General features: G+C 64.1%; 23 protein-coding genes. 9 read left to right on the top strand and 14 right to left on the bottom strand.

Features of this window, described 5'->3' with window-relative positions; genetic code table 11:
- Positions 1-33: 33 nt before the first annotated feature.
- The 4 genes from P6U30_RS08270 to ggt all read right to left on the bottom strand — a co-directional run bounded on the left by P6U30_RS08270 (position 34) and on the right by ggt (position 3,812).
- Complete coding sequence (locus P6U30_RS08270; protein WP_407168919.1) at positions 34-552, bottom strand: cupin domain-containing protein; 519 nt, start codon at positions 550-552, stop codon at positions 34-36.
- A 163-nt stretch (positions 553-715) separates the two neighbouring features.
- Entirely contained in the window at positions 716-1,705 is a 990-nt protein-coding gene (locus tag P6U30_RS08265; RefSeq protein WP_407168918.1) for a D-2-hydroxyacid dehydrogenase family protein, read from the bottom strand.
- A gap of 28 nt (positions 1,706-1,733) precedes the next feature.
- Positions 1,734-2,192 (bottom strand): FKBP-type peptidyl-prolyl cis-trans isomerase, encoded by a 459-nt coding sequence (locus P6U30_RS08260; protein ID WP_407168917.1) that lies wholly within the window; start codon positions 2,190-2,192, stop codon positions 1,734-1,736.
- A gap of 33 nt (positions 2,193-2,225) precedes the next feature.
- A complete protein-coding gene (gene ggt / locus P6U30_RS08255; protein WP_407168916.1) occupies positions 2,226-3,812 on the bottom strand; it encodes a gamma-glutamyltransferase in 1,587 nt (528 codons plus the stop codon).
- 168 nt (positions 3,813-3,980) lie between these two features.
- On the opposite strand from ggt, the gene P6U30_RS08250 reads away from it, so the two are divergent.
- Positions 3,981-4,733 carry a rhodanese-related sulfurtransferase gene (locus tag P6U30_RS08250; RefSeq protein WP_407168915.1) on the top strand — a complete coding sequence of 251 codons (753 nt, stop codon included), beginning with the start codon at positions 3,981-3,983 and terminating at the stop codon, positions 4,731-4,733.
- A complete protein-coding gene (locus tag P6U30_RS08245) occupies positions 4,726-4,941 on the top strand; it encodes a SlyX family protein (RefSeq protein WP_407168914.1) in 216 nt (71 codons plus the stop codon). Before P6U30_RS08250 ends, P6U30_RS08245 begins: the two co-directional genes overlap by 8 nt.
- A gap of 34 nt (positions 4,942-4,975) precedes the next feature.
- Here P6U30_RS08245 and P6U30_RS08240 read toward each other — a convergent pair whose 3' ends face one another.
- Both P6U30_RS08240 and P6U30_RS08235 read right to left on the bottom strand, forming a co-directional pair.
- Positions 4,976-5,863, bottom strand: coding sequence for a LysR family transcriptional regulator (locus P6U30_RS08240; RefSeq protein WP_407168913.1), 888 nt, complete (start codon positions 5,861-5,863; stop codon positions 4,976-4,978).
- A 210-nt stretch (positions 5,864-6,073) separates the two neighbouring features.
- Positions 6,074-6,241 (bottom strand): hypothetical protein, encoded by a 168-nt coding sequence (locus P6U30_RS08235; protein WP_407168912.1) that lies wholly within the window; start codon positions 6,239-6,241, stop codon positions 6,074-6,076.
- Between P6U30_RS08235 and P6U30_RS08230 the strand changes: the two genes are divergently transcribed.
- Positions 6,240-6,653, top strand: coding sequence for a TadE/TadG family type IV pilus assembly protein (locus P6U30_RS08230; protein ID WP_407168911.1), 414 nt, complete (start codon positions 6,240-6,242; stop codon positions 6,651-6,653). The two genes, P6U30_RS08235 and P6U30_RS08230, sit on opposite strands and share 2 nt — an antisense overlap.
- Positions 6,654-6,731: 78 nt before the next feature.
- Positions 6,732-8,324 carry a pilus assembly protein TadG-related protein gene (locus tag P6U30_RS08225; RefSeq protein ID WP_407168910.1) on the top strand — a complete coding sequence of 531 codons (1,593 nt, stop codon included), beginning with the start codon at positions 6,732-6,734 and terminating at the stop codon, positions 8,322-8,324.
- 165 nt (positions 8,325-8,489) lie between these two features.
- Here P6U30_RS08225 and P6U30_RS08220 read toward each other — a convergent pair whose 3' ends face one another.
- Positions 8,490-8,675, bottom strand: coding sequence for a hypothetical protein (locus tag P6U30_RS08220; protein ID WP_407150862.1), 186 nt, complete (start codon positions 8,673-8,675; stop codon positions 8,490-8,492).
- A gap of 121 nt (positions 8,676-8,796) precedes the next feature.
- On the opposite strand from P6U30_RS08220, the gene hemE reads away from it, so the two are divergent.
- On the top strand, positions 8,797-9,843 hold the full coding sequence (gene hemE, locus P6U30_RS08215) for a uroporphyrinogen decarboxylase (RefSeq protein ID WP_407168909.1): 1,047 nt from the start codon (positions 8,797-8,799) through the stop codon (positions 9,841-9,843).
- A gap of 86 nt (positions 9,844-9,929) precedes the next feature.
- On the opposite strand, the gene P6U30_RS08210 is transcribed toward hemE, so the two are convergent.
- The 6 genes from P6U30_RS08210 to P6U30_RS08185 form a co-directional block, all read right to left on the bottom strand.
- Positions 9,930-11,567 carry a GMC family oxidoreductase gene (locus tag P6U30_RS08210; RefSeq protein WP_407168908.1) on the bottom strand — a complete coding sequence of 546 codons (1,638 nt, stop codon included), beginning with the start codon at positions 11,565-11,567 and terminating at the stop codon, positions 9,930-9,932.
- Between the two features lie 162 nt (positions 11,568-11,729).
- Positions 11,730-12,542, bottom strand: coding sequence for a GntR family transcriptional regulator (locus tag P6U30_RS08205; RefSeq protein ID WP_407168907.1), 813 nt, complete (start codon positions 12,540-12,542; stop codon positions 11,730-11,732).
- A gap of 133 nt (positions 12,543-12,675) precedes the next feature.
- Entirely contained in the window at positions 12,676-13,005 is a 330-nt protein-coding gene (locus tag P6U30_RS08200) for a 2Fe-2S iron-sulfur cluster-binding protein (RefSeq protein WP_407168906.1), read from the bottom strand.
- 12 nt (positions 13,006-13,017) lie between these two features.
- Complete coding sequence (locus tag P6U30_RS08195) at positions 13,018-13,314, bottom strand: ferredoxin (protein WP_407150857.1); 297 nt, start codon at positions 13,312-13,314, stop codon at positions 13,018-13,020.
- A gap of 3 nt (positions 13,315-13,317) precedes the next feature.
- A complete protein-coding gene (locus P6U30_RS08190; protein WP_407168905.1) occupies positions 13,318-13,662 on the bottom strand; it encodes a 2Fe-2S iron-sulfur cluster-binding protein in 345 nt (114 codons plus the stop codon).
- Between the two features lie 26 nt (positions 13,663-13,688).
- Complete coding sequence (locus P6U30_RS08185; RefSeq protein WP_407168904.1) at positions 13,689-14,456, bottom strand: TenA family transcriptional regulator; 768 nt, start codon at positions 14,454-14,456, stop codon at positions 13,689-13,691.
- Between the two features lie 301 nt (positions 14,457-14,757).
- On the opposite strand from P6U30_RS08185, the gene P6U30_RS08180 reads away from it, so the two are divergent.
- From P6U30_RS08180 to P6U30_RS08165, 4 genes are all read left to right on the top strand, one after another.
- On the top strand, positions 14,758-16,299 hold the full coding sequence (locus tag P6U30_RS08180; RefSeq protein WP_407168903.1) for a hypothetical protein: 1,542 nt from the start codon (positions 14,758-14,760) through the stop codon (positions 16,297-16,299).
- A gap of 11 nt (positions 16,300-16,310) precedes the next feature.
- Positions 16,311-17,816, top strand: a complete 1,506-nt coding sequence (locus P6U30_RS08175; RefSeq protein ID WP_407168902.1) for an aldehyde dehydrogenase family protein — start codon at positions 16,311-16,313, stop codon at positions 17,814-17,816.
- A 40-nt stretch (positions 17,817-17,856) separates the two neighbouring features.
- On the top strand, positions 17,857-18,330 hold the full coding sequence (locus tag P6U30_RS08170) for a GlcG/HbpS family heme-binding protein (RefSeq protein WP_407150852.1): 474 nt from the start codon (positions 17,857-17,859) through the stop codon (positions 18,328-18,330).
- A 360-nt stretch (positions 18,331-18,690) separates the two neighbouring features.
- The gene (locus P6U30_RS08165) at positions 18,691-20,652 is read left to right on the top strand and encodes a putative bifunctional diguanylate cyclase/phosphodiesterase (RefSeq protein ID WP_407168901.1); all 1,962 of its coding nucleotides are present in this window, start codon (positions 18,691-18,693) and stop codon (positions 20,650-20,652) included.
- Between the two features lie 17 nt (positions 20,653-20,669).
- Here P6U30_RS08165 and P6U30_RS08160 read toward each other — a convergent pair whose 3' ends face one another.
- Positions 20,670-21,650: a PDR/VanB family oxidoreductase gene (locus P6U30_RS08160; RefSeq protein WP_407168900.1), complete on the bottom strand. Its 981-nt coding sequence runs from the start codon at positions 21,648-21,650 to the stop codon at positions 20,670-20,672.
- Positions 21,651-21,656: the final 6 nt, after the last annotated feature.

Genomic DNA, 21,656 nt, shown 5'->3' with positions numbered 1-21,656 from the left:
CGTTATAATTCAGTCGCGGCCCAGGCCGCGCCATTACTTCCTTTCGTCAGGGTGCCGGTGCACCGGATCGACCCATAGCACCGTCTCCGGCTTCTCGACCGGCTCGATGTCGAGATTGATCGCGACCGCCTCGCCGTCGGAACGCACCAGCACGCATTCCAGCACCTCGTCGCGGCTGGCATTGATTTCCTGGTGCGGCACGTAGGGCGGAACGAAGATGAAGTCACCGGGACCGGCTTCCGCGGTGAATTGCAGCTTCTCGCCCCAGCGCATCCGCGCCTTGCCCTTCACGACATAGATGATGCTTTCGAGGTGGCCGTGATGATGCGCGCCGGTCTTGGCGTCCGGCTTGATGCTGACGGTGCCCGCCCACAGCTTCTGCGCACCGACGCGGGCGAAATTGATCGCGGCCTTGCGGTCCATGCCAGCGGTTGACGGCACGTTCGGATCAAGCTGATTGCCAGGGATCACGCGCACGCCATCGTGCTTCCAGCGCTCATCGTCGTGATGATGGTGGTCGTGGGAATGGGTGTGATCGTGGGAACCGCTCATCGTTCTTGCTTTCGAAAGTTGGGTTTCGTGTGGAAACGCTAGCGAAAAGCACTCCTGCACGCGAGCGGAAAATCGGACCATTCCCATGTCGCGGCGCATTGGCGCGATGCATTCTGCAGCCGACAACGAAAAGACCGACCCAACGGTGATGCAGGCGCCGCGGTCAGGGTCTCGGGCGCGCCTTTGCGAGCACATCCGGATTGACCACGTTGGTCGGTGTTCCGGCGGCATAGGCCGTGATCTGATCGAAGATATCGGTGAACTGGATTTCGTACTCGTCGCGCGAGACATAGCCGAGATGCGGCGTGCAGACCACGTTGTCCATGTTCAGCAGCGGATCGGAGGTGTCGCGCAGCGGCTCCTTCTCGTAGACGTCGACCGCGGCCATGCCGGGCCGGCCTGCGCGCAGCGCGTTGACCAGCGCGCCCGGCTCGATCAGCGGCGCGCGGCTGGTGTTGACGATCAGCGCCGTCGGCTTCATGCGCGCCAGGTCCTCCGCCTTGACGATGCCGCGGGTGGCGTCGACCAGCCGCATGTGCAGCGACAGCACGTCGCAGCGCGCAAAGAAGTCCGCCTTGCTGGCGGCCGCCTCGTAGCCGTCGGCACGCGCCTTCGCCAGCGCCGCCTCGCGCGCCCAGACCAGCACGTTCATGCCGAAAGCCTTGCCATAGCCCGCCACCACCGCGCCGATGCGGCCGTAGCCATAGATGCCGAGCGTCTTGCCGCGCAGGGTGTGGCCGACGCCGATCTGCCATTTGCCTGCCTTCAGCGCGGCCATCTGCTGCGGGATCGCGCGCATGGCGGCGAGAATCAGCCCCCAGGTGAACTCGGCGGTGGCGTAGGACGGCGTGTCGGCATGCTGGCTCGATGAGACGATAATGCCGAGCCGGGTGCAGGTCTCGATGTCGATATGAGGATACACGCTGCGCTGGCTGATCAGCTTCAGCTTCGGCAGACGTTCCAGCAAAGGCGCGCGGATCTGCGTGCGCTCACGGATCAAGACCAGCACGTCGGTGTCGCCGAGCCGCTCGGCGAGCGCATCGACGTCCTGGACGTGGTCGTTCCAGATCTTGACGTCGCAGCCGTCGAGCTTGCGGAAGCAATCGAGGGTGCGCAGCGTGTCGAAATAGTCGTCGAGGATGGTGATCTTCACCGCTGCGCCTCCTGTCCTTGGGTGCCGGCTATTTCACGCCCAACAGTTCGACGTCGAACATCAGCGTCGCGTTCGGCGGGATCACGCCGCCGGCGCCGCGCGCGCCGTAGCCGAGATTGGGCGGAATGATCAGCGTGCGCTTGCCACCCACCTTCATGGTGGCGACACCTTCGTCCCAGCCCTTGATCACGCGCCCCTGCCCGATCGGAAACTCGAACGGCTCGTTGCGGTCGACCGAGGAGTCGAATTTCTTGCCTTTCTGGCCGTTCTCGTAGAGCCAGCCGGTGTAGTGCATGACGCAGATCTGGCCGGGCTTCGGCGAGGCGCCGGTGCCGACCTTAGCGTCGATGATCTGGAGGCCTGAGGACGTGGTCATGGGCTTTCCTGCGGTTTGGGCCGCTGCCGTGGTGATGGCAGCGGCCGTGGAGATCGCCGCCGCGGCGGCAGCGAATGCAGTCCTGATGATGGTGCGTCGCGACGATCGCATCGAGATATCCTTCTCTTGATTGATGATGGCCGGTCAGTAGCCGAGCGCACAACCGTCCTTGCGCGGGTCCGAGCCGCCGGTCAGCGTGCCCTTGTCCCAGTCGATCCAGATCGCCTGGCCGCCGCCGAGCGGCGGCACCACGCTGGTGGTCTTGTGGCCGATCTTCTTCAATCCCTCGACGATCTCCGCCGGCACGCTGTCCTCGAGCTGATAGACGCCCTCGTAATGCAGGCCGCGCGGCATGTCGATCGCCTCCTGAACGTCGCAGCCATAGTCGAGGATGTTGGTCAAAACATGGGTCTGGCCGACCGGCTGATACTGCCCGCCCATCACGCCGAACGGCATCACCGCGCGGCCGTTCTTCGTCGCAAGCGACGGGATGATAGTGTGCAGCGGACGCTTGCCTGGCGCGATGCAATTGGGATGGCCGGGCTGGATGCGGAAGCCGCCGGCACGGTTTTGCAGCAGGATGCCGGTCTTGTCGGAGACGATCGCCGAACCAAAGGAATGCGCGATCGAATTGATGAACGAACACACGTTGCGGTCCTTGTCGACCACCGTGATGTAGACGGTCGACGGATTCATCGGCGGCGCGACGTTGGGCAGATCGAGCAGCCGGTCCATCCGGATGTTCTTGATGTGCTCGTCGGCGAACTCCCTGGAGAGAATGCCGGCGACGTCGACATGCACGTGCTGGGGATCGGCGATATGCTGCTCGCGCATCATGTAGGCGATGCGCGCGGCCTCCGCCTCGAGATGGAAGCGTTCGACGCTGAGCGGCTTGAATTTCGTCAGGTCGAAGCGCGAAAGGATGTTCAGCATCACCAGCATGGTGATGCCCGGGCCATTCGGCGGACACTGCCAGACGTCGTAACCCTTGTACATCGTGCCGATCGGCGAGGTCGTCTCGGTCGCGTGCGCGGCGAAATCCTCCAGCGTATGCAGACCGCCGATTCTGCGCAGCGTGTCGACCATGTCGGCGGCGATCTCGCCGCTATAGAAGGCATCGCGGCCCTTTTGCGCGATCGCGCGCAGCGTCTTGCCGAGTTCGGGCTGACGGATCACGTCGCCGGCCACCGCGGGCTTGCCGTGCGGCAATAGGTAGCGCTCGGTATTGGTGCCGTTCTTCAGCTTCTCGAAGCCGTTCTTCCAGTCGAAGGCGATACGCGGGGCGACGACATATCCCTCCTCGGCGGCCTTGATCGCCGGCTGCAGCAGCCGGTCGAAGCCGAACTTGCCGTGATCCCGCAGGATCACGTCCCAGGCATCGACCGCGCCGGGAATGCTGACCGCATGTGCCGAGGTCAACGGCACCGAATGGATCTTGCGCTCGAGATACCAGTCGACGTTCGCCGCCATCGGTGCGCGGCCGGACCCGTTATAGGCAACGATCTTGCCCTCGCCCCTCGGCTGGACCAGCGCGAAGCAATCGCCACCGATACCGGTCGATTGCGGCTCGATGACGCCGAGCAATGCACAGGCGGCAACCGCCGCATCTGCCGCCGTGCCGCCCTCGCGCATGACCTCGATGGCCGCGAGCGCCGCTTCCGGATGCGAGGTCGCCACCATCGCGTTCTGGGCATGAACCGTGGATCGGCCGGCGAAATGGAAATTCCTCATAACGGGGAGCTCGCTTGATCGTGATCTTCTGATGCCGCCGCGGCGGAGGCGGAGTACATGACACATTCGTCCCCGGCAGGGCAATGCCTGGCATGCCAGAGGAATGATCACGATAACGCATGGCTTTGCGGGGTTTCACTGGCCTGACCAGCCTGATAAACCCCCGCAATGCCCCTCAAGGTCGCCGCCTTCTACCAGTTCGCTGCGCTGCCCGATTTCCGCGTGCTGCGCGAGCCCCTGCGCGCACTCTGCGCCGGCCTCGGTCTCAAGGGCAGCGTGCTGCTGGCGCACGAGGGCATCAATGGGACCATTGCGGGCGCCGCCGAGGGCATCGATGCGCTGGTCGCAGAGCTGCAGCGCGGACCGTTGTTCGGTGGCCGCCTCGACGATCTCGAGCTGAAATTTTCGGACGCCGCGCAGATGCCGTTCCAGCGGCTGAAAGTGCGGCTGAAGAAGGAGATCGTCACGCTTGGCGACACCACGGTCGACCCGACGCGGCGCGTCGGCACCTATGTCGATGCCGCCGAGTGGAACGCGCTGATCGCCTCCCCCGACATGCTGCTCCTCGACACCCGCAACGCCTTCGAGGTCGCGATGGGCACCTTCGAGGGCGCGGTGAATCCCAAGATCGCGAGCTTTGGACAGTTCAAGGATTTTGCGGCACGTCACCTCGATCCCGCCAAGCACCGCAGGATCGCGATGTTCTGCACCGGCGGAATCCGCTGCGAGAAGGCGAGCGCCTATCTGCTCGCGCACGGCTTTGCCGAGGTCTATCACCTCAAGGGGGGAATTCTGAAATATCTCGAGGCGATGCCGGAGCAGCAAAGCCGCTGGCGCGGCGAATGCTTCGTGTTCGACGCACGTGTCGCGCTTGGTCACGGCTTGCGCGAGCGCGGATCCGAAGGCACGCCCCATGAATGACGCCACGAAACTCGGCGAACGGATCGATGCACTGGAGGTGCGGCTGACCTACCAGGATGAGACGATCGAAACGCTGAACCAGACCATTACCGCACAGTGGAAGCAGATCGACGCGCTGACGCGCCAGATCTCCGAGCTGCGCGACCGGCTGCAGGAAGCGGAGCGCCATACGCCGGGCCCAGCCAACGAGCGCCCGCCGCACTACTGACCGGTGTCGCTTCGACACCGCGGCAGCGGCCGAGCTACATGCTGCTCACCTTGCGTATCGACTTCGTGCCACTGAAGAACAGGCTCGACAACCGCTGCACCACGGCGGTCGCACGGCTGCCTTCGAGGCCCGGGCGCACGCAGAGCAAGCGCTTGTGAGGCGGCAGCTCCGGCAGATAGTAATCCTTCGCCGAAACGAGGAACGGCGGGATCATTCGCTCCGAACACGCCGTCAAGCCGTATCCGGCCCGCGCAGCCTCGAGCCGCAACTGATGGTTCGGGCTCCTGAAGACGATCTTGTACGAAATGTTGTGCTTGGTGAGCGTACGGATCATCCAGTCGTCGCCCGGCCAGGCCAGGATCGGGATCGGCGCGCCCGGACGCAGAACGAAGTCCCGCGACCGCACCCACATCGAGCGCTCTTCGGCCTCATTGGCGATGGTGACTTCGTCTTCCGCCTCAAGCAACGGATTGCCATAGACGAGTGCAATATCGATGTAGCCGTCGATCAGTCCTCTGATGATAGCCGACGACATGTCGGCATGAACCAGCATATCAGCGAGCGCGTCGACTGGCTGCAGTTTGAGGAATTCTTCGGCGAGTAGCGTGCTGATCCCGAGCCGCAGCGGTTGCGGACCTTCGTTGTTGCCGCCCAGCCGCAACAGTTGATCGTTCGCTTCGAGGATACGCCTCGCCTGTTGCACGGCGACTTTGCCGAGTTCGGTGGTCGTCGTGCCGTTCGCCGTCCTGACGAAAAGCGCACCGCCGACCAGATTCTGCAAGCGCTTCACCTGCGAGCTTATCGCCGGCTGACTGAGGCCAAGACGCTCGCCAGCCTTCGACAAGCTTCCGGTTTCGGCAATGGCAACAACGGTGCGAATAATCTCAGTAGGAATATTCAAATACTGACGTGGTCTGTGCATCGCGAGCCCTCCAATCCTAGCACGGGACGCAAAAAACGATCTCCACATTATGTGATCGAGCTATGCTAACATTTGGTTGCAGATCGCATTCGTTTCAATTTGCAGCAATGTGCGCTCATATGCATCGTTACGTGCATTGCCGCCCGTCGCCATGGTATCGAATGACCGAACGGGCGATGGCATACCGGATCTCCCCCGCATTTCTCCGGATCAAGCATCAAAGTTTTTGATTTCCTCATAAAGCAGAAAGCATCCCATAAAGGCCGGTGCGGCTATTTGCGCCGATAGCTGGCACCGATTCGTGAAAGTGTTCTCATAGTTTTCCTTAATCAACGCCTCGCCACGATGCGGAACCGTATTGCGTGTCGAGGTGTCCATGACCAGGTTTTTCCGCTGCCGAAGTGGCGCATCAGCCGTCGAATTTGCGCTGATGTTGCCGCTATTTCTCGCCTTCATATTCGGCATCGTCGTGTTCGGCTCGTATCTCGCAATGGTGCACGGCGTGCAGCAGCTCGCCGCCGAAGCAGCACGCTCGTCGGTGGCCGGAATGACCGACAGCGAACGCAGCAGCCTGGCGGCCAGATACATCGCCGCCAATGCTTCAACATATCCGTTGCTGGTCCCCAACAATCTCACCGTCAGCGCTGCGCCATCGCCATCGAACGCAAATGTCTACGTCGTGACCGTCAACTACAACGCGTCTGGCAATTTCATCTACAGCCTGCCGTTCGTCCCTGCTCCTTCTGCAACGATCATCCGCTCGGCCGCGATCCAGTACGGAGGATTCTAGATGGTCGCAATCCCGACCCTGCTGCGACGCTTCCGCGCTGATCATCGAGGCAATTTTGCCATCATGAGCGCGGCTCTCATGACCCTCGTCGTCGGCTGCGCGGGACTGGCTGTCGATCTCGGCACAATCTTCGCGGACCGGCGCAAGACGCAGTCCACTGCGGACCTTGCCGCGATCACTGCCGCCGCCAACCTCAACAATGCGGTCAACGCCGCCACCGCAACCGTGACCCAGAATAACTATCCAGCCAGCGCGCTCGTCAGCGTGCAGCTCGGCACCTACACGGCAAATAGCGCGATCGCGCCGCAGTCCCGGTTCGTGACACCTGCAGTCGGCACCGCCAACGCCGCACGAGTCACTCTGAACACGCAGACGCCGCTCTATTTCGCACGCTATCTGACCGGCGCGAACAGCTACAGCATCCGCACGTCTGCTACAGCGAGTTCGACCGCCATGGCCTCCTTCGCGATAGGTTCACGGCTGCTCTCGCTCAATGGCGGCGTGATCAACGCCATGCTCGGGAGCATGCTCGGCACGACGCTATCCCTCTCGGTGATGGACTATAATGCCCTGCTCAGTGCGAAGATCGACGCGCTGGACTTCCTGTCGGCACTGGCGACGCGGATCAATATGACCGGCGTCACCTACAACACGCTGCTGAGCAGCAACATCAAGCTTCCTGACATCATCGCTGCCGCGCTGGCGGCGCAACAGGCCACCAACGGCGCGAACTCCGCGACGACCGCGCTGTCGACGGTTTCCCAGGCCGTGAGTAGCCTCACGACCAAGATCACGACCGGCTCTTTGATCGACCTTGGGCCCTTCGCCAACCTTACGGTGGGGCAGAAGCCGAAGCTCAGCGCCACCGTTTCGCTCTTCGACCTGTTGTCCACGGTCGCGCAGCTCGCGAACGGCACGAACCAGATCTCGACGGGGATCGACCTCACCCTGCCCGGCCTTGCCAAAGTCACCGTGCTCGCAACCGTCGGCGAGCGACCGGTCGGATCGAGCTGGGTGGCACTCGGCAGCCAGGGCGCGAGCGTCCATACGGCACAGACCAGGCTCCTGGCGACGGTCCAGGTGCTCGGCAGCGGCAGCGTCCCGGCCATCAACCTGCCGGTTTATGTCGAGGTCGCCTCGGGCACTGCGACGCTCAACGCAGTGTCCTGCGGCTATCCGAACATCAACACCTCGCAGGTCACGCTCGGCGCCGCGCCGGGAATCGTCAATGCATGGATCGGCGGCGTCACCACCGCTGATATGACGAACTTCACCACCACGCCGAGCCCGCCCCCGGCAACGCTGGTCACCGTCCTCGGCGTCACGGTCACGGGCCGGGCCAACGCCCATATGGGCAACACCACGCCGACGAGCGTGAACTTCAGCTACAGCGACATTCAGTCGTTGAACATGAAGACGGTGACGACGACCAACTTCACCTCGTCGCTAACGTCGAGCCTGCTGGGCAACCTGGCGCTGAACGTCAATGTCGGCCCGCTCGCCCTGCCCATCCCGGGGCTTGGCGCGACGGTTGCCAGCATCCTGAACGCCGTGACCTCTCCGGTCGATCAGGTGCTGGCATCCCTGCTCGCAACGCTCGGCGTGAGCATCGGCCAGGCCGATCTGTGGGTCATGGGTATTCGTTGCGATGGTGCGGTGCTGGTCAACTAGGGGACGTCCGCGGCGCCCCGAGCAAGGCCGGGTTAGGCGCTGACAAGACACGAGGCCCCGATGTAGGCAGGCGCGCAGCATCACGTCGGCAGTGTCGCCAGAACGGCGAGCGCTGCCACGGCAGCGGCTCAGGAGGCGAGCGCCGTTGTCCGCGCCTTCTCCAATCTAGCCATCCCGGTCGCTATCATGCCGCGACGGCGCAGGCTGCGTCGCGCTGACCGGATCGGATGCCGGAAAGGTGTCCTCAAGGCCGGCCTGCAACCGGATATGTGCCTCGCGGTCGGCCGCCTCCGCCTTGCGCGGATCCTCTGCGAGCTTGTCATGCGCCGCAGGATTGAATTTATCGGCCATGTGGTCCTCCGTTACCCAAGTCAACGCACCCGCTTGAATGCGGGTTCCAGATCCGACTTGGCCCACAGCGGCGCACCGTGTATCAGGGCTGCAACTTTCTTTCGTGCTCAGGAACTTTCGCGTGCCCCAGGATTCCGCGACGAAACCGCTTATCGAGGTCTTGTCGGGCCGCCGCCAGAACAGGCCACCGCTCTGGATGATGCGCCAAGCCGGCCGCTATCTGCCGGAATACCGTGCGTTGCGCGCGAAAGCGGCCAGCTTTCTCGATCTCTGCTTCACTCCGGACTATGCGACCGAAGTGACGCTACAGCCGATCCGCCGGTTCGGCTTCGACGCCGCGATCATCTTTTCCGACATCCTGGTGATGCCTCACGCGCTCGGCCGCTCGGTACGCTTCGAGGCCGGCGAAGGTCCCCGGCTCGACCCGCTGGCGACACCCGAGCAGATCGCGACGCTCGCCACGGAAGCGGACTTCAGCATGCTCGAGCCGGTCTATGAAACGCTGCGCCGCGTCCGCAGCCAGCTTGCACCGGAGATCACGCTGATCGGCTTTTGCGGCGCTCCCTGGACGGTCGCCACCTACATGGTGGCCGGACAGGGCACGCCGGACCAGGCGCCGGCGCGCATGCTGGCCTATCGTCATCCGGACGCGTTCGCGGAGATCATCGACGTACTGGTGGAGAACTCGATCCAGTATCTGGTCGGGCAGCTCAAAGCCGGCGCCGACTGCTTGCAGATCTTCGACACCTGGGCCGGCGTGCTGCCGCCGCGCGAGTTCGCGCGCTGGTCGATCGAGCCGGCCAGGCGCATCGTCGCGGGTGTACGCAGGCAGGTCCCGAACGCCCGGATCATCGGCTTTCCGCGCGGCGCCAGCGGCATGCTGCCGGCCTATGCCGAGCAAACCGGCGTCGATGCCGTGTCGATCGATTGGACTGCCGAGCCCTCAATGATCCGCGACCGCGTGCAGTCGCGCGTCGCCGTGCAGGGCAATCTCGATCCGCTGGCACTGATCACCGGCGGCGCAGCGCTCGACCGCGCGGTGGACGACGTCCTCGAGAATTTCGGCAACGGGCGGCTGATCTTCAATCTCGGCCACGGCATCCTGCCGGAGACGCCGATCGCCCATGTCGAGCAGATGGTCAAACGGGTGCGGGCGTATAAAGGGTGAAGTGTGTAGCCCGGATGGAGCGCAGCGAAATCCGGGGACCCTTCAGCCGCGCAGAAATACCCGGATTTCGCTTCGCTCCATCCAGGCTACATCGCCGACCTCGCATCCTCCAGGATCATGTCCGAGGCCTTTTCCGCGATCATGATCGTCGGCGCATTGGTGTTGCCCGACATCAAGTCCGGCATGATCGACGCATCGACCACGCGCAGGCCGTCGATGCCGTGCACCTTGAGCCGCTGGTCGACGACCGCGAGCGGGTCATTGCCCATCCGGCAGGTCGACGTCGGATGATAGACCGTGCTGCCGGTGCTGCGGCAGAACGCGAGCAGATCTTCATCGCTGACGACCTTCGACCCCGGATAGACCTCCTCCGCGCAATAATCCTTCAGCGCCGGCGCCGCCAGGATCTTGCGGAGGATGCGAATGCCGTCGATGAACGCGCGCCGATCGGTCTCGGTCGCGAGATAGTTGATGCGGATCTCCGGCGGCACGCTGGGGTCGGCACTCTTGATCCGCAGCGTGCCGCGACTCTCGGGCCGAAGCTGGCAGACCGATGCGCTGAAGCCTGAAAATGGATGGAGATTCTCACCCATCTTGTCGGTCGAGAACGGGATGAAGTGGATCTGGATATCCGGCGTCGCCAGGCGCGGACTGGTCTTGAAGAACGCGCCCGAAGTGCCGGCCGCGATGGTCAGCGGCCCGCGGCGCAAGGCGGCATAATGCGCACCGGCCCAGATCCGCCGCAGCGGATGGTTGACGACGTCATTGAGCGTCACCCGCTGCAGACATCGCGTCACGATGCGAACTTGCAGATGATCCTGAAGGTCGTTGCCGACACCGGGCGAGTCCAGCACCAAATCGATGCCGTGCTGCTTCAGCAGATCGGCGGGGCCAACTCCGGAGAGCTGCAGCAATTGCGGCGAATTATACGCCCCGCTCGACACCAGGACTTCCTTGCGCGCCTTTGCTATCCGCAACTGTCCGTTCTGCTTGTACGCCACCCCGCCGGCGCGGCGACCCTCGAACAGGATGCGCTGCGCCAGCGCCGAGGTCTCGACGCGCAGATTGCCGCGCGCCAGCGCCGGACGCAGATAGGACCGCGCGGTGCTGGCGCGCCGGCCGCGCCGCGTCGTGGTCTGGAAAAAGCCGGCGCCCTCCTGGGTGGCGCCGTTGAAATCCGGATTGGTGGGAATGCCGGCTTCGGCCGCGGCGAGAACGAAGGCCTCCGACAACGGATCGTGATGCCGCCAGTCCGACACCGGCAGCGGCCCGCCCTTGCCGTGATATTTGTCGGATCCGCGCTGCTGATCTTCGGCCCGCTTGAAATACGGCAGGACGTCGTCATAACCCCAGCCGGCATTGCCGCGCTGGCGCCAGCGGTCGTAGTCCTCGTGCTGGCCGCGCACATAGAGCAGGCCGTTGATCGAGCTGGAGCCGCCCAGCACCTTGCCGCGCGGCTGGAACACCTGGCGACCGTTCAACCCCGGCTCCGGTTCGGTCTGGTACATCCAGTTGACGGATTTTTCCTTGAACAGCTTGCCGTAACCGAGCGGGACGTGGATCCAGATATTGCTATCTTTCGGTCCGGCTTCGAGCAGCAGTACGGAATGCTTGCCGTCGGCGCTCAGTCGGTTGGCGAGCACGCAGCCGGCCGAGCCGGCTCCGACGATCACATAATCGAACTCGGCAGCGTCGTTCGGCGACGCTCCATTGTTGTTGTTCATTCGTTTCCCCCGGCCATACGGCGCGTCCGGCACCCGCGGGTCTCGCCACGCGTCGTGGCCGGCCCGAGAAGACGTAGCGAGCGTGGCAGGTACGGTCAAGAAAGATGGAGCGTCGACGCTGAGAGGTAATACAGGAGGTCGGCGCAGCAGGTCCCGCGTTGCTCAGCCCTCGGCTTTGCGCCGCCGTGTGGCTGCCGGGGCCGGGCCGCGCCGCGCGGGCTTTTGTGCCGCTTGACCGGACCTCGACGATGGCGACGGCAGGCCGTATTTCGCCGACACCTGTTCCAGCGAAGCCTCCTCATCCGGAACATGAAGGCTCGAAAGAAAATCCGCGCCGGCCCGCATCACGTGCTCAGTCGCCAGCGTGGCCGCGGCGCGCTCGTCGCCGGCGATGATGGCACGAAGGATGGCGGCATGCTCGTCCCAGGTGCGGGCCTGGCGCACCGGGTCGGTCGGCGAGAACAGCATCGCGGTGCGCTCGCGCAGCCGCTTCAGCAGGTCCGCAAGCACGCGATTGCGCCCGGCTTCCGCCAGTTCGTGGTGGAACTGCTGATTGAGGTCGGACAGCAAATTGTAGCGCCGCGCCGCAACCGCTTCGTTGCCCTGCTTCAACACCGCCGCAATGCGCTTGATGATACTTTCCTCGCGGCGGCGCGCCGCGAGGCGGGCATTCTGTCCCTCGAGCAACGCGCGAACCTCAATGGTTTCCCGCGCCTCTTCGTCGGTCATCGTCACGACGGATGCACCGCGCCGCGCCGTCACCTCGACCAGCCCTTCCGACTCAAGCACGCGGATCGCTTCGCGCACCGGATTGCGGGAGACGCCGAGTTCATCGGCGAGGCGCCCCTCGACCAGCCGCTCGCCCGGCTTCAGCCGCCCGCTCAGGATTGCCTGGCGCAGTTCTTCGATGACCCGGCCGTGGAGGGAGAGGTAATCGTCGCCGAGACGTTTGGGGTTTCCGAGCCTGCCTGCCATGAAGTGACCTGTCCGGCCGCACTCCACTCATTGCCTGGACCGTCGCACAACGAGGTCCTGCGAGCTGCCAGTCTCCCGGCCGACGGCGACATCAGCGTATTTAGACTGCCGGCCGCAAGCCATCAAGCCGCAGTCAATCGCCGTCAACAGCTACACGGCCAACCGGTTGTAGCGCCGGTCTGGGCGTCCAGGACACGCTCACGCTGCCCGTTAGAAAAGTCTGGCACGCCATCCGATAGCCGGCGGCGAACTGCTCCTCCGTGAGGTGCTTTCGCTCCTTTGGCTTGATCGCGTCGGTGTTCTCGATGCCCTTCTCGATCCGGCATTTGCAGGTGCCGCAGAGGCCGCCGCCGCACTTGAAGGGAATGCCGCCCTGCTCACGTAGCGAGACGCGCAGCAGATTGCTGTTCTCCGGCGCGGTCACGGTTTTTCCGCCGTTGGTGAGGAACGTGACTTTGATCATCGTGGCATCGGCTCAGCGCTTGCGCAGCTTGGTATCCATGTGCCCGAACGAGACGAGGTGCTCGAGCTCATGCAGCGCCCGCTCCGGCGTTTCGAACTTTTCGAGAAACTTCGAAGGCACCTCGTTCACGATCGGCGGTGACCACGCTTCGTCGACGACCTTGACCTTGGTCTCCTTGACCAGCTCCGCGATCACGAAGGTCGCCTTCCTGACGCCGTAGAACAGATAATCGTAGGCGGCGAGCGGCCGCAGGCCCTCGGCGATCTCGGTGTGGAATTGTCCCGGCTTGCTCGTCAGTATCACATACATCGGTCACGGCCTCCCTGCCGCGGTGACGGTCGGCGGGACAACATCCGCCAGCGGCGTCGCCTCCTGCGACAATTCAATGTCGTGCGTCAGCCAGAGCTGGCAGGCCAGCCGATATCCCTGCTCAATCCTGGCGCCGAGGCGCTTCTTTTCTTTCCAGTTCGGCTCCGGCAAATGCTCGCCGCCCTTGATGATCAGCGACGCACATTTCCCGCACTTCCCCATCCCGCAACCGTAGAGAAAGTTGGGATAGGGAAACTGGCGGATGCCGGCGCGCACCACGAGATTGGTGTTCTCCTTGATCTCGCCGACGAAGGTTTCGCCGTTGCGGTGAAAGACCACGCTGGGCATCGCGCCGCTCTCCATTTCGCCGTGGATCAAGCCTGCAGCAGGACGCGTTGGTCGGCGGGGACGCCGCTGGCCAGATCGAGCTCCGACAGCGGAATGTCGCTGGCGACGTAGTCGTGGTACAGCGCGGTCGTGTAAAGCAGCCGCATCTGCGCGCCGATCTCGCAGATCTTGAGGCAGCGCTGTTGCAGCTCCACCGTATTGGCGTGCTCGAGCACGATCTGGTAGCCGCGCTCGCCGTGGATTTCGTCCGACACGATGTGGAGATCGAAGAACTCGACTTCCTCGTCGGTGAACTTGTACTTCTCGCGCAGCGTCGGCGTCTGCTTGCGGTAGATCGACGGCACCTGCGATTCCAGGCCGACCACGAGGCCGGCCACCGCGACGATCGGGTCCTCGCGCATCGCGACCGAGTAGCACCAGCTCTGCAGCCCGCGCGTGGTCGGCGTCATGTTATCGGGATCCTTGACCCGCGCCGCGGTCGTGCCGCAAGCTTCCGCGAAGCGGATCAGGAGATCGGTGTGACGGTCGCCGCCGATCTCCTCCTCATACATGTTGGCGAGCAGGAAGTCCTTGGCCTCCTGATACTGCTCGGGCATCCGCGCATAGATGTAGCCGAGGTAGTCGGCGAACGGCCCGACATAGTGGTAGTGGTTCTCGGCCCAGCGCGCGAGATGCGCGCGGCTCAGCTTGCCGGTAGCCCACGCCACGCTGAACGGAGCCTTGTTGGCGCTCTTCCCCTTGATGGCGTTTTCGAGGGCCGTTCGAAATTCCACATGATCCATAAGCTTCTGCATCATCGCGCTCCTGTGCCGTGACGAATGCCGCCCGGGCGCCGACTTCAACCGGAAACGACAAGTTCGGTATACTGTATACTAAATTGGATGCTGTCAACGTTGAAATCGACCGCTCGACGCGCCAGCCGGCTTTGGCCAAAAATGCGGCATTTCCGCCGTTTATCGATGCATTGTCGTGCGGTGGTGACGATCAGCGGTGAGGCCGTACCGGCATCTTCCGACGAAAAGCTTGCAATTTGATCTTGCCAACTTTGAATACAGTATACATCATGGCGAACATTCCTGAGGGGGAAACAAGGGCATGCAGCACGCTCCAATCGTTGCCGCGCATTGGGTTTATCTGCTCGGCGTCGCCACCATCGTCCTGACCATGATCTGGCGCGCCAACGTGGTTGTGCCATCGGTGCTCGCGACCTTCCTGGTCGCGCTGGCATGGACCCACAGTCCGGTCGCTGCGCTCGCCAGCGTCTTCAACGCGAGCTTCACCGCCGCGAAAGAGCTCTTCAACATCTTCCTGGTGATTGCACTGATGACCGCGCTGCTCAATGCGCTGAAGGTGCTGCGCTCCGACATCCGCATGGTCGAGCCGTTCCGCGCCGTGATGAAGACGGGACACGCCGCCTATTTCGTGCTCGCCGCCATCACCTACGTGATCTCGCTGTTCTTCTGGCCGACGCCCGCAGTGCCGCTGGTCTCCGCCGTGCTGCTGCCGGCGGCGATTGCGGCCGGGCTGCCGCCGCTCGGCGGCGCGATCGCGATTGCGATCGCCGGACAGGGCATGGCGCTGTCATCGGACTACGTGATCGGCGTCGCCCCCGGGATCAGCGCCAAGGCGGCAGGCGCTGCGGTCAGCGCCGCAACGGTGGCGGACCGGGCGCTCGTGCTCTCGTTGATTACCGGTGGCATCGCGCTGACGCTCGCCTATCTGTCGATCCGCAAATCGATCACCAAGGCGGACGACCAACTGCTGGAGCGTTGGCAATCCCAGTCCAACAATGGCGAGCTGGCGCGCCTGGAGCAGGAGGGCACGTTCGACAAGGCCGAGATCGCGCGCGCCACCGCCGAAGGCCAGCGGCCGTTCGCAACCCAGGCTCAGATCGACAAGGAGCTCGCCCAGGTGCCGTCCCGCCGCGAAGGCTGGTCGAAGTTCTTTGCCATCGCGACCCCGCTCGCCTTCCTTTGCGTCATCGCGGTGATGGTGCTGGCCAAGCTCGGCATCGGCCACGACCTCAAGGGCGGCGATGCCGCCGCGCTGGTCGGCGGCGTTGCCGCCCTGCTGATGATCTGTGCATCCTCCGTCACTGGCGATCTGCGCACCTTCCTCGACACCAGCGCCGATCACATCACCGAAGGCTTTGTGTTCGCGTTCAAGGCGATGGGCTCCGTGCTGCCGATCGCGGGCTTCTTCTTTCTCGGCGCAGAACCCGGCCTGTCCTCGCCGATCCTTGGCGTGCCTGCCGCGCAGGCGCCCAGCCTATTGTTCGAACTGATCCAGACGGCGCAGGCCTGGATACCCGGCAATCAACTGTTCGTGGCCTTTGGCGTTCTGATCGCCGGCATGATCACCGGCATCGACGGCTCCGGCTTCGCCGGCTTGCCGCTGACCGGCTCGCTCTCGGGCGCGCTGGCGCCGTCGGTCGGACTGGAGCCCGCGACGCTTGCCGCAGTCGGCCAGATGGGCGCGGTATGGACCGGCGGCGGCACACTGGTGGCGTGGTCATCACTGATCGCGGTGGCCGGCTTCGCCCGCGTGCCGGTCTTCCGGATCGTGCGAACGGCAATGATCCCGGTGCTGGTCGGGCTCGCAATGTCGACCATCTGCGCGGTTCTGATCTGGCATTGAATGAGGATCTCATGACGATGACTGAGACGGCAGCACGCGAAGCACGCATGCCCGCGGCGAGTCCCGCGGATATCGAGGAATATCCGAACTTGATCGGCGGCGAGCGCGTCCGCAGCGCTTCGGGGCGGCTGTTCGCGAACCTCAATCCAGCCGACAATGCCGACCTTGTCGGACGCTTTCAGGCCTCGACAGCCGCCGAGGCTCAGGCGGCCGTCGACGCCGCATCCGCCGCGTTCGCGGGCTGGAGGAAGACGCCCGTCTCCAAACGCGCGGCGATCCTGAACCACGCGGCGGATCAGCTCGAGGCTCGTGCCGATCAGATCGCGCGCGAAATGACGCGGGAAATGGGCAAGTCGCTCGGCCTCGCCCGCGACGAGGTGCTGCGCTCGGCGCAAACCCTTCGGTTCTACGCGGTCGAGGGCCAATCGCTGACCGGCGAGGTGTTCCCGAACGACGATGCCGACATGACGGTCTACACGCTGCGCGAGCCGCTCGGCGTGGTGTCGGTGATCACGCCCTGGAATTTTCCGATCTCTATACCGGCGCGCAAGATCGCGCCGGCGCTGGTCACCGGCAACACCGTGATATTCAAGCCGTCATCCGACGCGCCGCTCAGCGGCTATCGCCTCGCCGAAGCGCTGATCGCCGCCGGGCTGCCGAAAGGCGTGCTCAACTTCATCACCGGCAAGGCCAGTGAGATCGGCGCCGCCGTCACCGAGCCGGCGGTCATCCGTGCCATCTCCTTCACCGGATCAACCGCAGCCGGCGAGCATATCTGCCGGTCGGTCAGCTTCACCACCCGCACGCAGATGGAGCTCGGCGGCAAGAACCCGCTGATTGTGATGGACGATGCCGATCTCGATCAGGCGGTCGACTTGACGATCAAGGGCGGCTTCTCGCTCGCGGGCCAGGCCTGCACCGGCACCAGCCGGGTGCTGGTCATGAAGCAAGTGCGGGGCGAGTTCACCGCCCGTCTGCTCGCAAAGGTCAAGGCGATGAAGATCGGCAGCGGCCTTGCGAGCGGCATGGACATGGGACCGTTGGCGACAGCCAAGCAGCTCGAAACCGTGCTGCGCTATGTCGCGATCGGGAAGAACGAGGCGACGCACCTCCACGGCGGCGACCGGCTCACCGGCGCCGGCTACGACGGCGGCTATTACGTATCGCCCGCGATCTTCACCGACGTGACCCAGGAGATGACGATCGCGCGCGAGGAGATCTTCGGCCCTGTGATCGCGATCATCGAGGTCGACAGCTATGCCGACGCCATCGCCAAGGCCAACGCCAGCGAATACGGCCTGTCGGCTGCGATCGTGACACGCAATCCGCGCGTCATGCACGACTTCGCCAACGATATTCAGTCAGGGACGGTGAAGATCAACCGCACCACCACCGGCAATTTGATCAACGCGCCGTTCGGCGGCTTGAAGCGATCGAGCACTTCGACATTCCGCGAGTCCGGCCGCACCGGCCTCGAATTCTACACCCAGATCAAGACCGTCTACCGCGGCACCTAGGCCGCAACCGACGGCGTCACTCCATCCATGGAAAGAAGCGATGAGACAGTCGTTCAAACTTGAGCTTGCCGAAGCCCGCCACATGGTCGCCGCGGCGATCCGGAAATCCGCGGAGATCGGCGTCCTGGAAACGGTCTGCGTCACCGATGAGGGCGGCTATCCGTTGGCGCTGGAGCGGATGGATGGTGCACGGGTCACCGGTCCGCAGATCGCGTGGAACAAGGCGTTCACCGCGGCCGGGCACAAGCGCTCCACCCACCTCTTCAACCAACCGCCGAACGGCCCGGCCCTGCCCGGCAACGAAGCCTTCGGCATCCAGTGGAGCTTCGACGGCAAGTTCGCGGTGTTCGTCGGCGGATTTCCAATCGTCGTGGACGACGAGGTGGTCGGCGGCATCGGGCTGAGCGGCGGCAACGGCGAGCAGGACACCCAATGCGGCGTCGCGGCGCTGCAGGCCCTGCAGGAACTACTGCGCGGCCATCGCGTCCTGGTCGCAGCCGACATCAAGAAGTGATGTGTGCGGCCCGCAGTGGGATTCTGCAGCAGTTGCCGCACCTAGCAAGTGGGCTCGTCGGAGCTATTGCCGGTGGCGAAGACGTAACGGACCGGCCGCAGACCACCACAGCGACGGCATGGTCCTGCATCCCTGCCGCCGAATAGGCCGACGGGCTCGCCAAAGGAGAGGATGCCTTCGGCGTCAGCACGTCGCCTGACGTCGTGATCTCGCGCATTTGTATCGATTTGTTAGCAATGCCGCCGATTGGGAACCAAGGGGCGCCCATGCGGCTCGGTTCATTTCAAAAATTCATATTTTGTCAAAGGTTTGCAGCGAACTTTTAGGCTCGGCGCCGGGCCCAATCGCGCAGTATCGGCAATGCGTATGTACCTGAGTTCATATCTCGCGAAGATGCTCGCCGGCGACCTCTCCGCCTTCGGCGCGCCGGCGACAGATGACGCACTCGCGGGCCACATCCGGGCCGAGCAGGTCTCGCTCGTGCTCGGCTATTCGGCCGGCATCATGCTGGCCAACGCCTGCAACGCGCTGGTGCTCGCGGTCGCGCTGTGGCAATCGCCGGACTGGGCCTTTGCCCTCGTGTGGGCGATAGGGGTGAGCAGCGCGGCCCTTTTCTTCGGCCTGCAGGCGCGGGCCTCGCGACGCATCGCAAAGCCGCAATTCGTGTCACGCCGGACGATATACCGGCTCGTGCGCAATGCGCTGGCGCTGGGCGCCGCCTGGGGCATCGTCCCGGTCGCCTTCTTCGCGGATGCCTCAAGCGGCGCGCAGTTGGTCATCACCTGCCTGTGCGCCGGAATGCTGGCCGGCGGCGCCCTCGCCTTCTCCACCATTCCGATCGCGGCGATTGCATTCACCGCGCCGATCTTCCTCGGCACCGCGATCTGCCTCGGCCGGGAGGACGATTTCGTCTACCTCCTGGTTGCGGTCCTGGTCGTGGTCTACGGGCTTGTGCTGCTGCGCGGCGTCTTCGTCCATGCCTTCGAGTTCAGGCGGCGAATCATTGCGCAGCACGAAGCCGAGCGGACGGTGCGGCAGGATCTTCTGACGCATCTGCCAAACCGCGTCGCTTTCAACGAAACGCTGTCAGGCGCTCTCAATCGGCTGGCCCGGACCGGCGAGGAATTCGCCGTGCTGCTGCTCGATCTCGATCGCTTCAAGGAGGTGAACGACAGGTTCGGCCATCGCGCCGGCGATGAATTCCTGGTGCAGGTCGCGGCCAGGCTGCAGCGATGCACGCGCGCGGACGAACACGTCGCGCGCATCGGCGGCGACGAATTTGCGCTGATCATGTCGAACCCGACCAGGGTGGAAGATGCCCTCGCGCTCGCCGAGCGGTTCGTGTCGGCATTTGCCGATCCCTTCGTGATCGAAGGATACGAGATCACGAGCGCAATCAACATCGGCATCGTGCTGGCGCCACGGGACGGCAACACGTCCCACGACCTCCTCAAGCATGTCGACATCGCGCTCTATCGGGCGAAGAAATCAGGACCCGGCACCATCTGCTTCTTCGAGGCGGGCGACGACCAGTCGGCTCGCGACCGCAGGGCCCTGCAGCGGGACCTCGAACGCGCCATCGATGCCGACGAGCTGTTCCTTGTCTATCAACCGTTCCTCGATATCCGCAGCGGCCGCATCACCGGCTTCGAGGCGCTCCTGCGCTGGCAACATCCGGTGCGCGGCCTGATCCCTCCGACCGAATTCATTCCGATCGCCGAGGAGACCGGATTGATCCATCAGCTCGGCGAATGGGTGATCCGCCGCGCCTGTGCGACGCTGTCGCGTTGGCCGGACGATCTCAGGATCGCGGTGAACTTCTCCGCCGTCCAGTTCCAGAGTGTGAATGTTCTGCAGACGATCGTGCAGGCATTGACCGAGGCGAACGTGTCGCCGCACCGGCTCGAGATCGAAATCACCGAGTCGATGCTGATCTCGAAATATGGATCGGCACCGGCAATCTTGAACTCGCTGCTCGAGCTCGGACTGACCGTCGCGCTCGACGACTTTGGTACCGGATTCTCGTCGCTGACCTATTTGCGCAAGCTGCCGTTCAGTCGCATCAAGATCGATCAGTCCTTCATCCGCGACATGCTGACCCAGCCGGATTGCGGAGCGATCGTGAAATCGGTCATCGCGCTCGCGCAGGACCTGGAAATCGGCGTCGTGGCCGAAGGCGTCGAGACCGCGGACCAACTCGAATATCTACGTCAGACTAGCTGTCACGAGGTCCAAGGTTACCTGATCGGCCGGCCGATGTCGGCAAGCGAGATTTCCGCCGCACTCGATCGTCATCGCCAGCAGTCGATGCACGCCGCGTAGTCAGGCGACGGATCGCCTCAGATAACGTCCGCCCGCCGCAATGTGTCCACCGTGATGGTGCCGCGAGCCCTCGACACGCAGACGCAGATCTTGCGACCCTCCCGACGCTCGCGGTCGCTGAAGAAGACATCGCGATGGTCGATCTCGCCGTCGACATCGATCACGTCAATCGCACAGACGCCACACTCGCCGCGGCGGCAGTCGCTCATCACCTCGTGGCCGGCGTCGTTGAGCACATCAAGCATCGTACGGTCATGCGGGATCACGACCTCGACGCCCTCCTGCTTGAGCCGTACGCGGAATGCTTCGGTCGGCAACAGCCCGCTTGACCCGAACGTCTCATAGCGCAGGTCGGCGATCGGCCGGCCTGCCGCCTCCCAGGCGTGCCGTGCCGCATCCAACATCCGCATCGGACCGCAGAACAACGTCATCGCATCCTGCGGCAGCGCCGCGAATACCGTGCCGAGATCGAGCCGGTGGCCTTCGTCGCCGGCGTAGACGGTCAGGCGACGGCCGAGCAGCGTTTCGAGCACGTTGAGATAGGCAGCATCATCGCGCGAGCGCACCGCATAGTGCAGCGTGATTTCGGCGCCGCGGCGCGCGAGCGCCTGCGTCGCGCCGACGATCGGTGTAATGCCGATGCCGCCGGCGACCAAGCAGACATGCCGTCGCGACCAGTCGAGTTGCAGCAGCGATATCGGCAGCGTGATATTGATGCGGGCCCCCGGCGCAAGCGACCACAGGTAACGCGACCCGCCGCGGGACTCTGGCGCGCGGCGCACCGCGATCCGGTAGCCTTGCGCATCCGCTTCCCCGACCAGCGAGTAGCAGCGCGTCTGTGGCCGTCCGTCGATCGTAACGCCGATCTGGATATGGCTGCCAACGGGATAGGATTCGACGGCGACGCAGTCGGGGCGCAGCAGGAATTCGCGAATGCCGGGCGTGAGGTCGCGCGTGGCGACGATGGTTGCGGGGGTCCAGCTCTCGATGTAGCGCATAAACTC

The sequence above is a fragment of the Bradyrhizobium sp. ORS 111 genome, from assembly GCF_045571485.1.
In the GTDB taxonomy this organism is placed as follows: Bacteria; Pseudomonadota; Alphaproteobacteria; order Rhizobiales; family Xanthobacteraceae; genus Bradyrhizobium.
The sequence above is the reverse complement of the archived record's forward strand: the minus strand, read 5'-3'. Positions and strand labels throughout refer to the sequence as shown.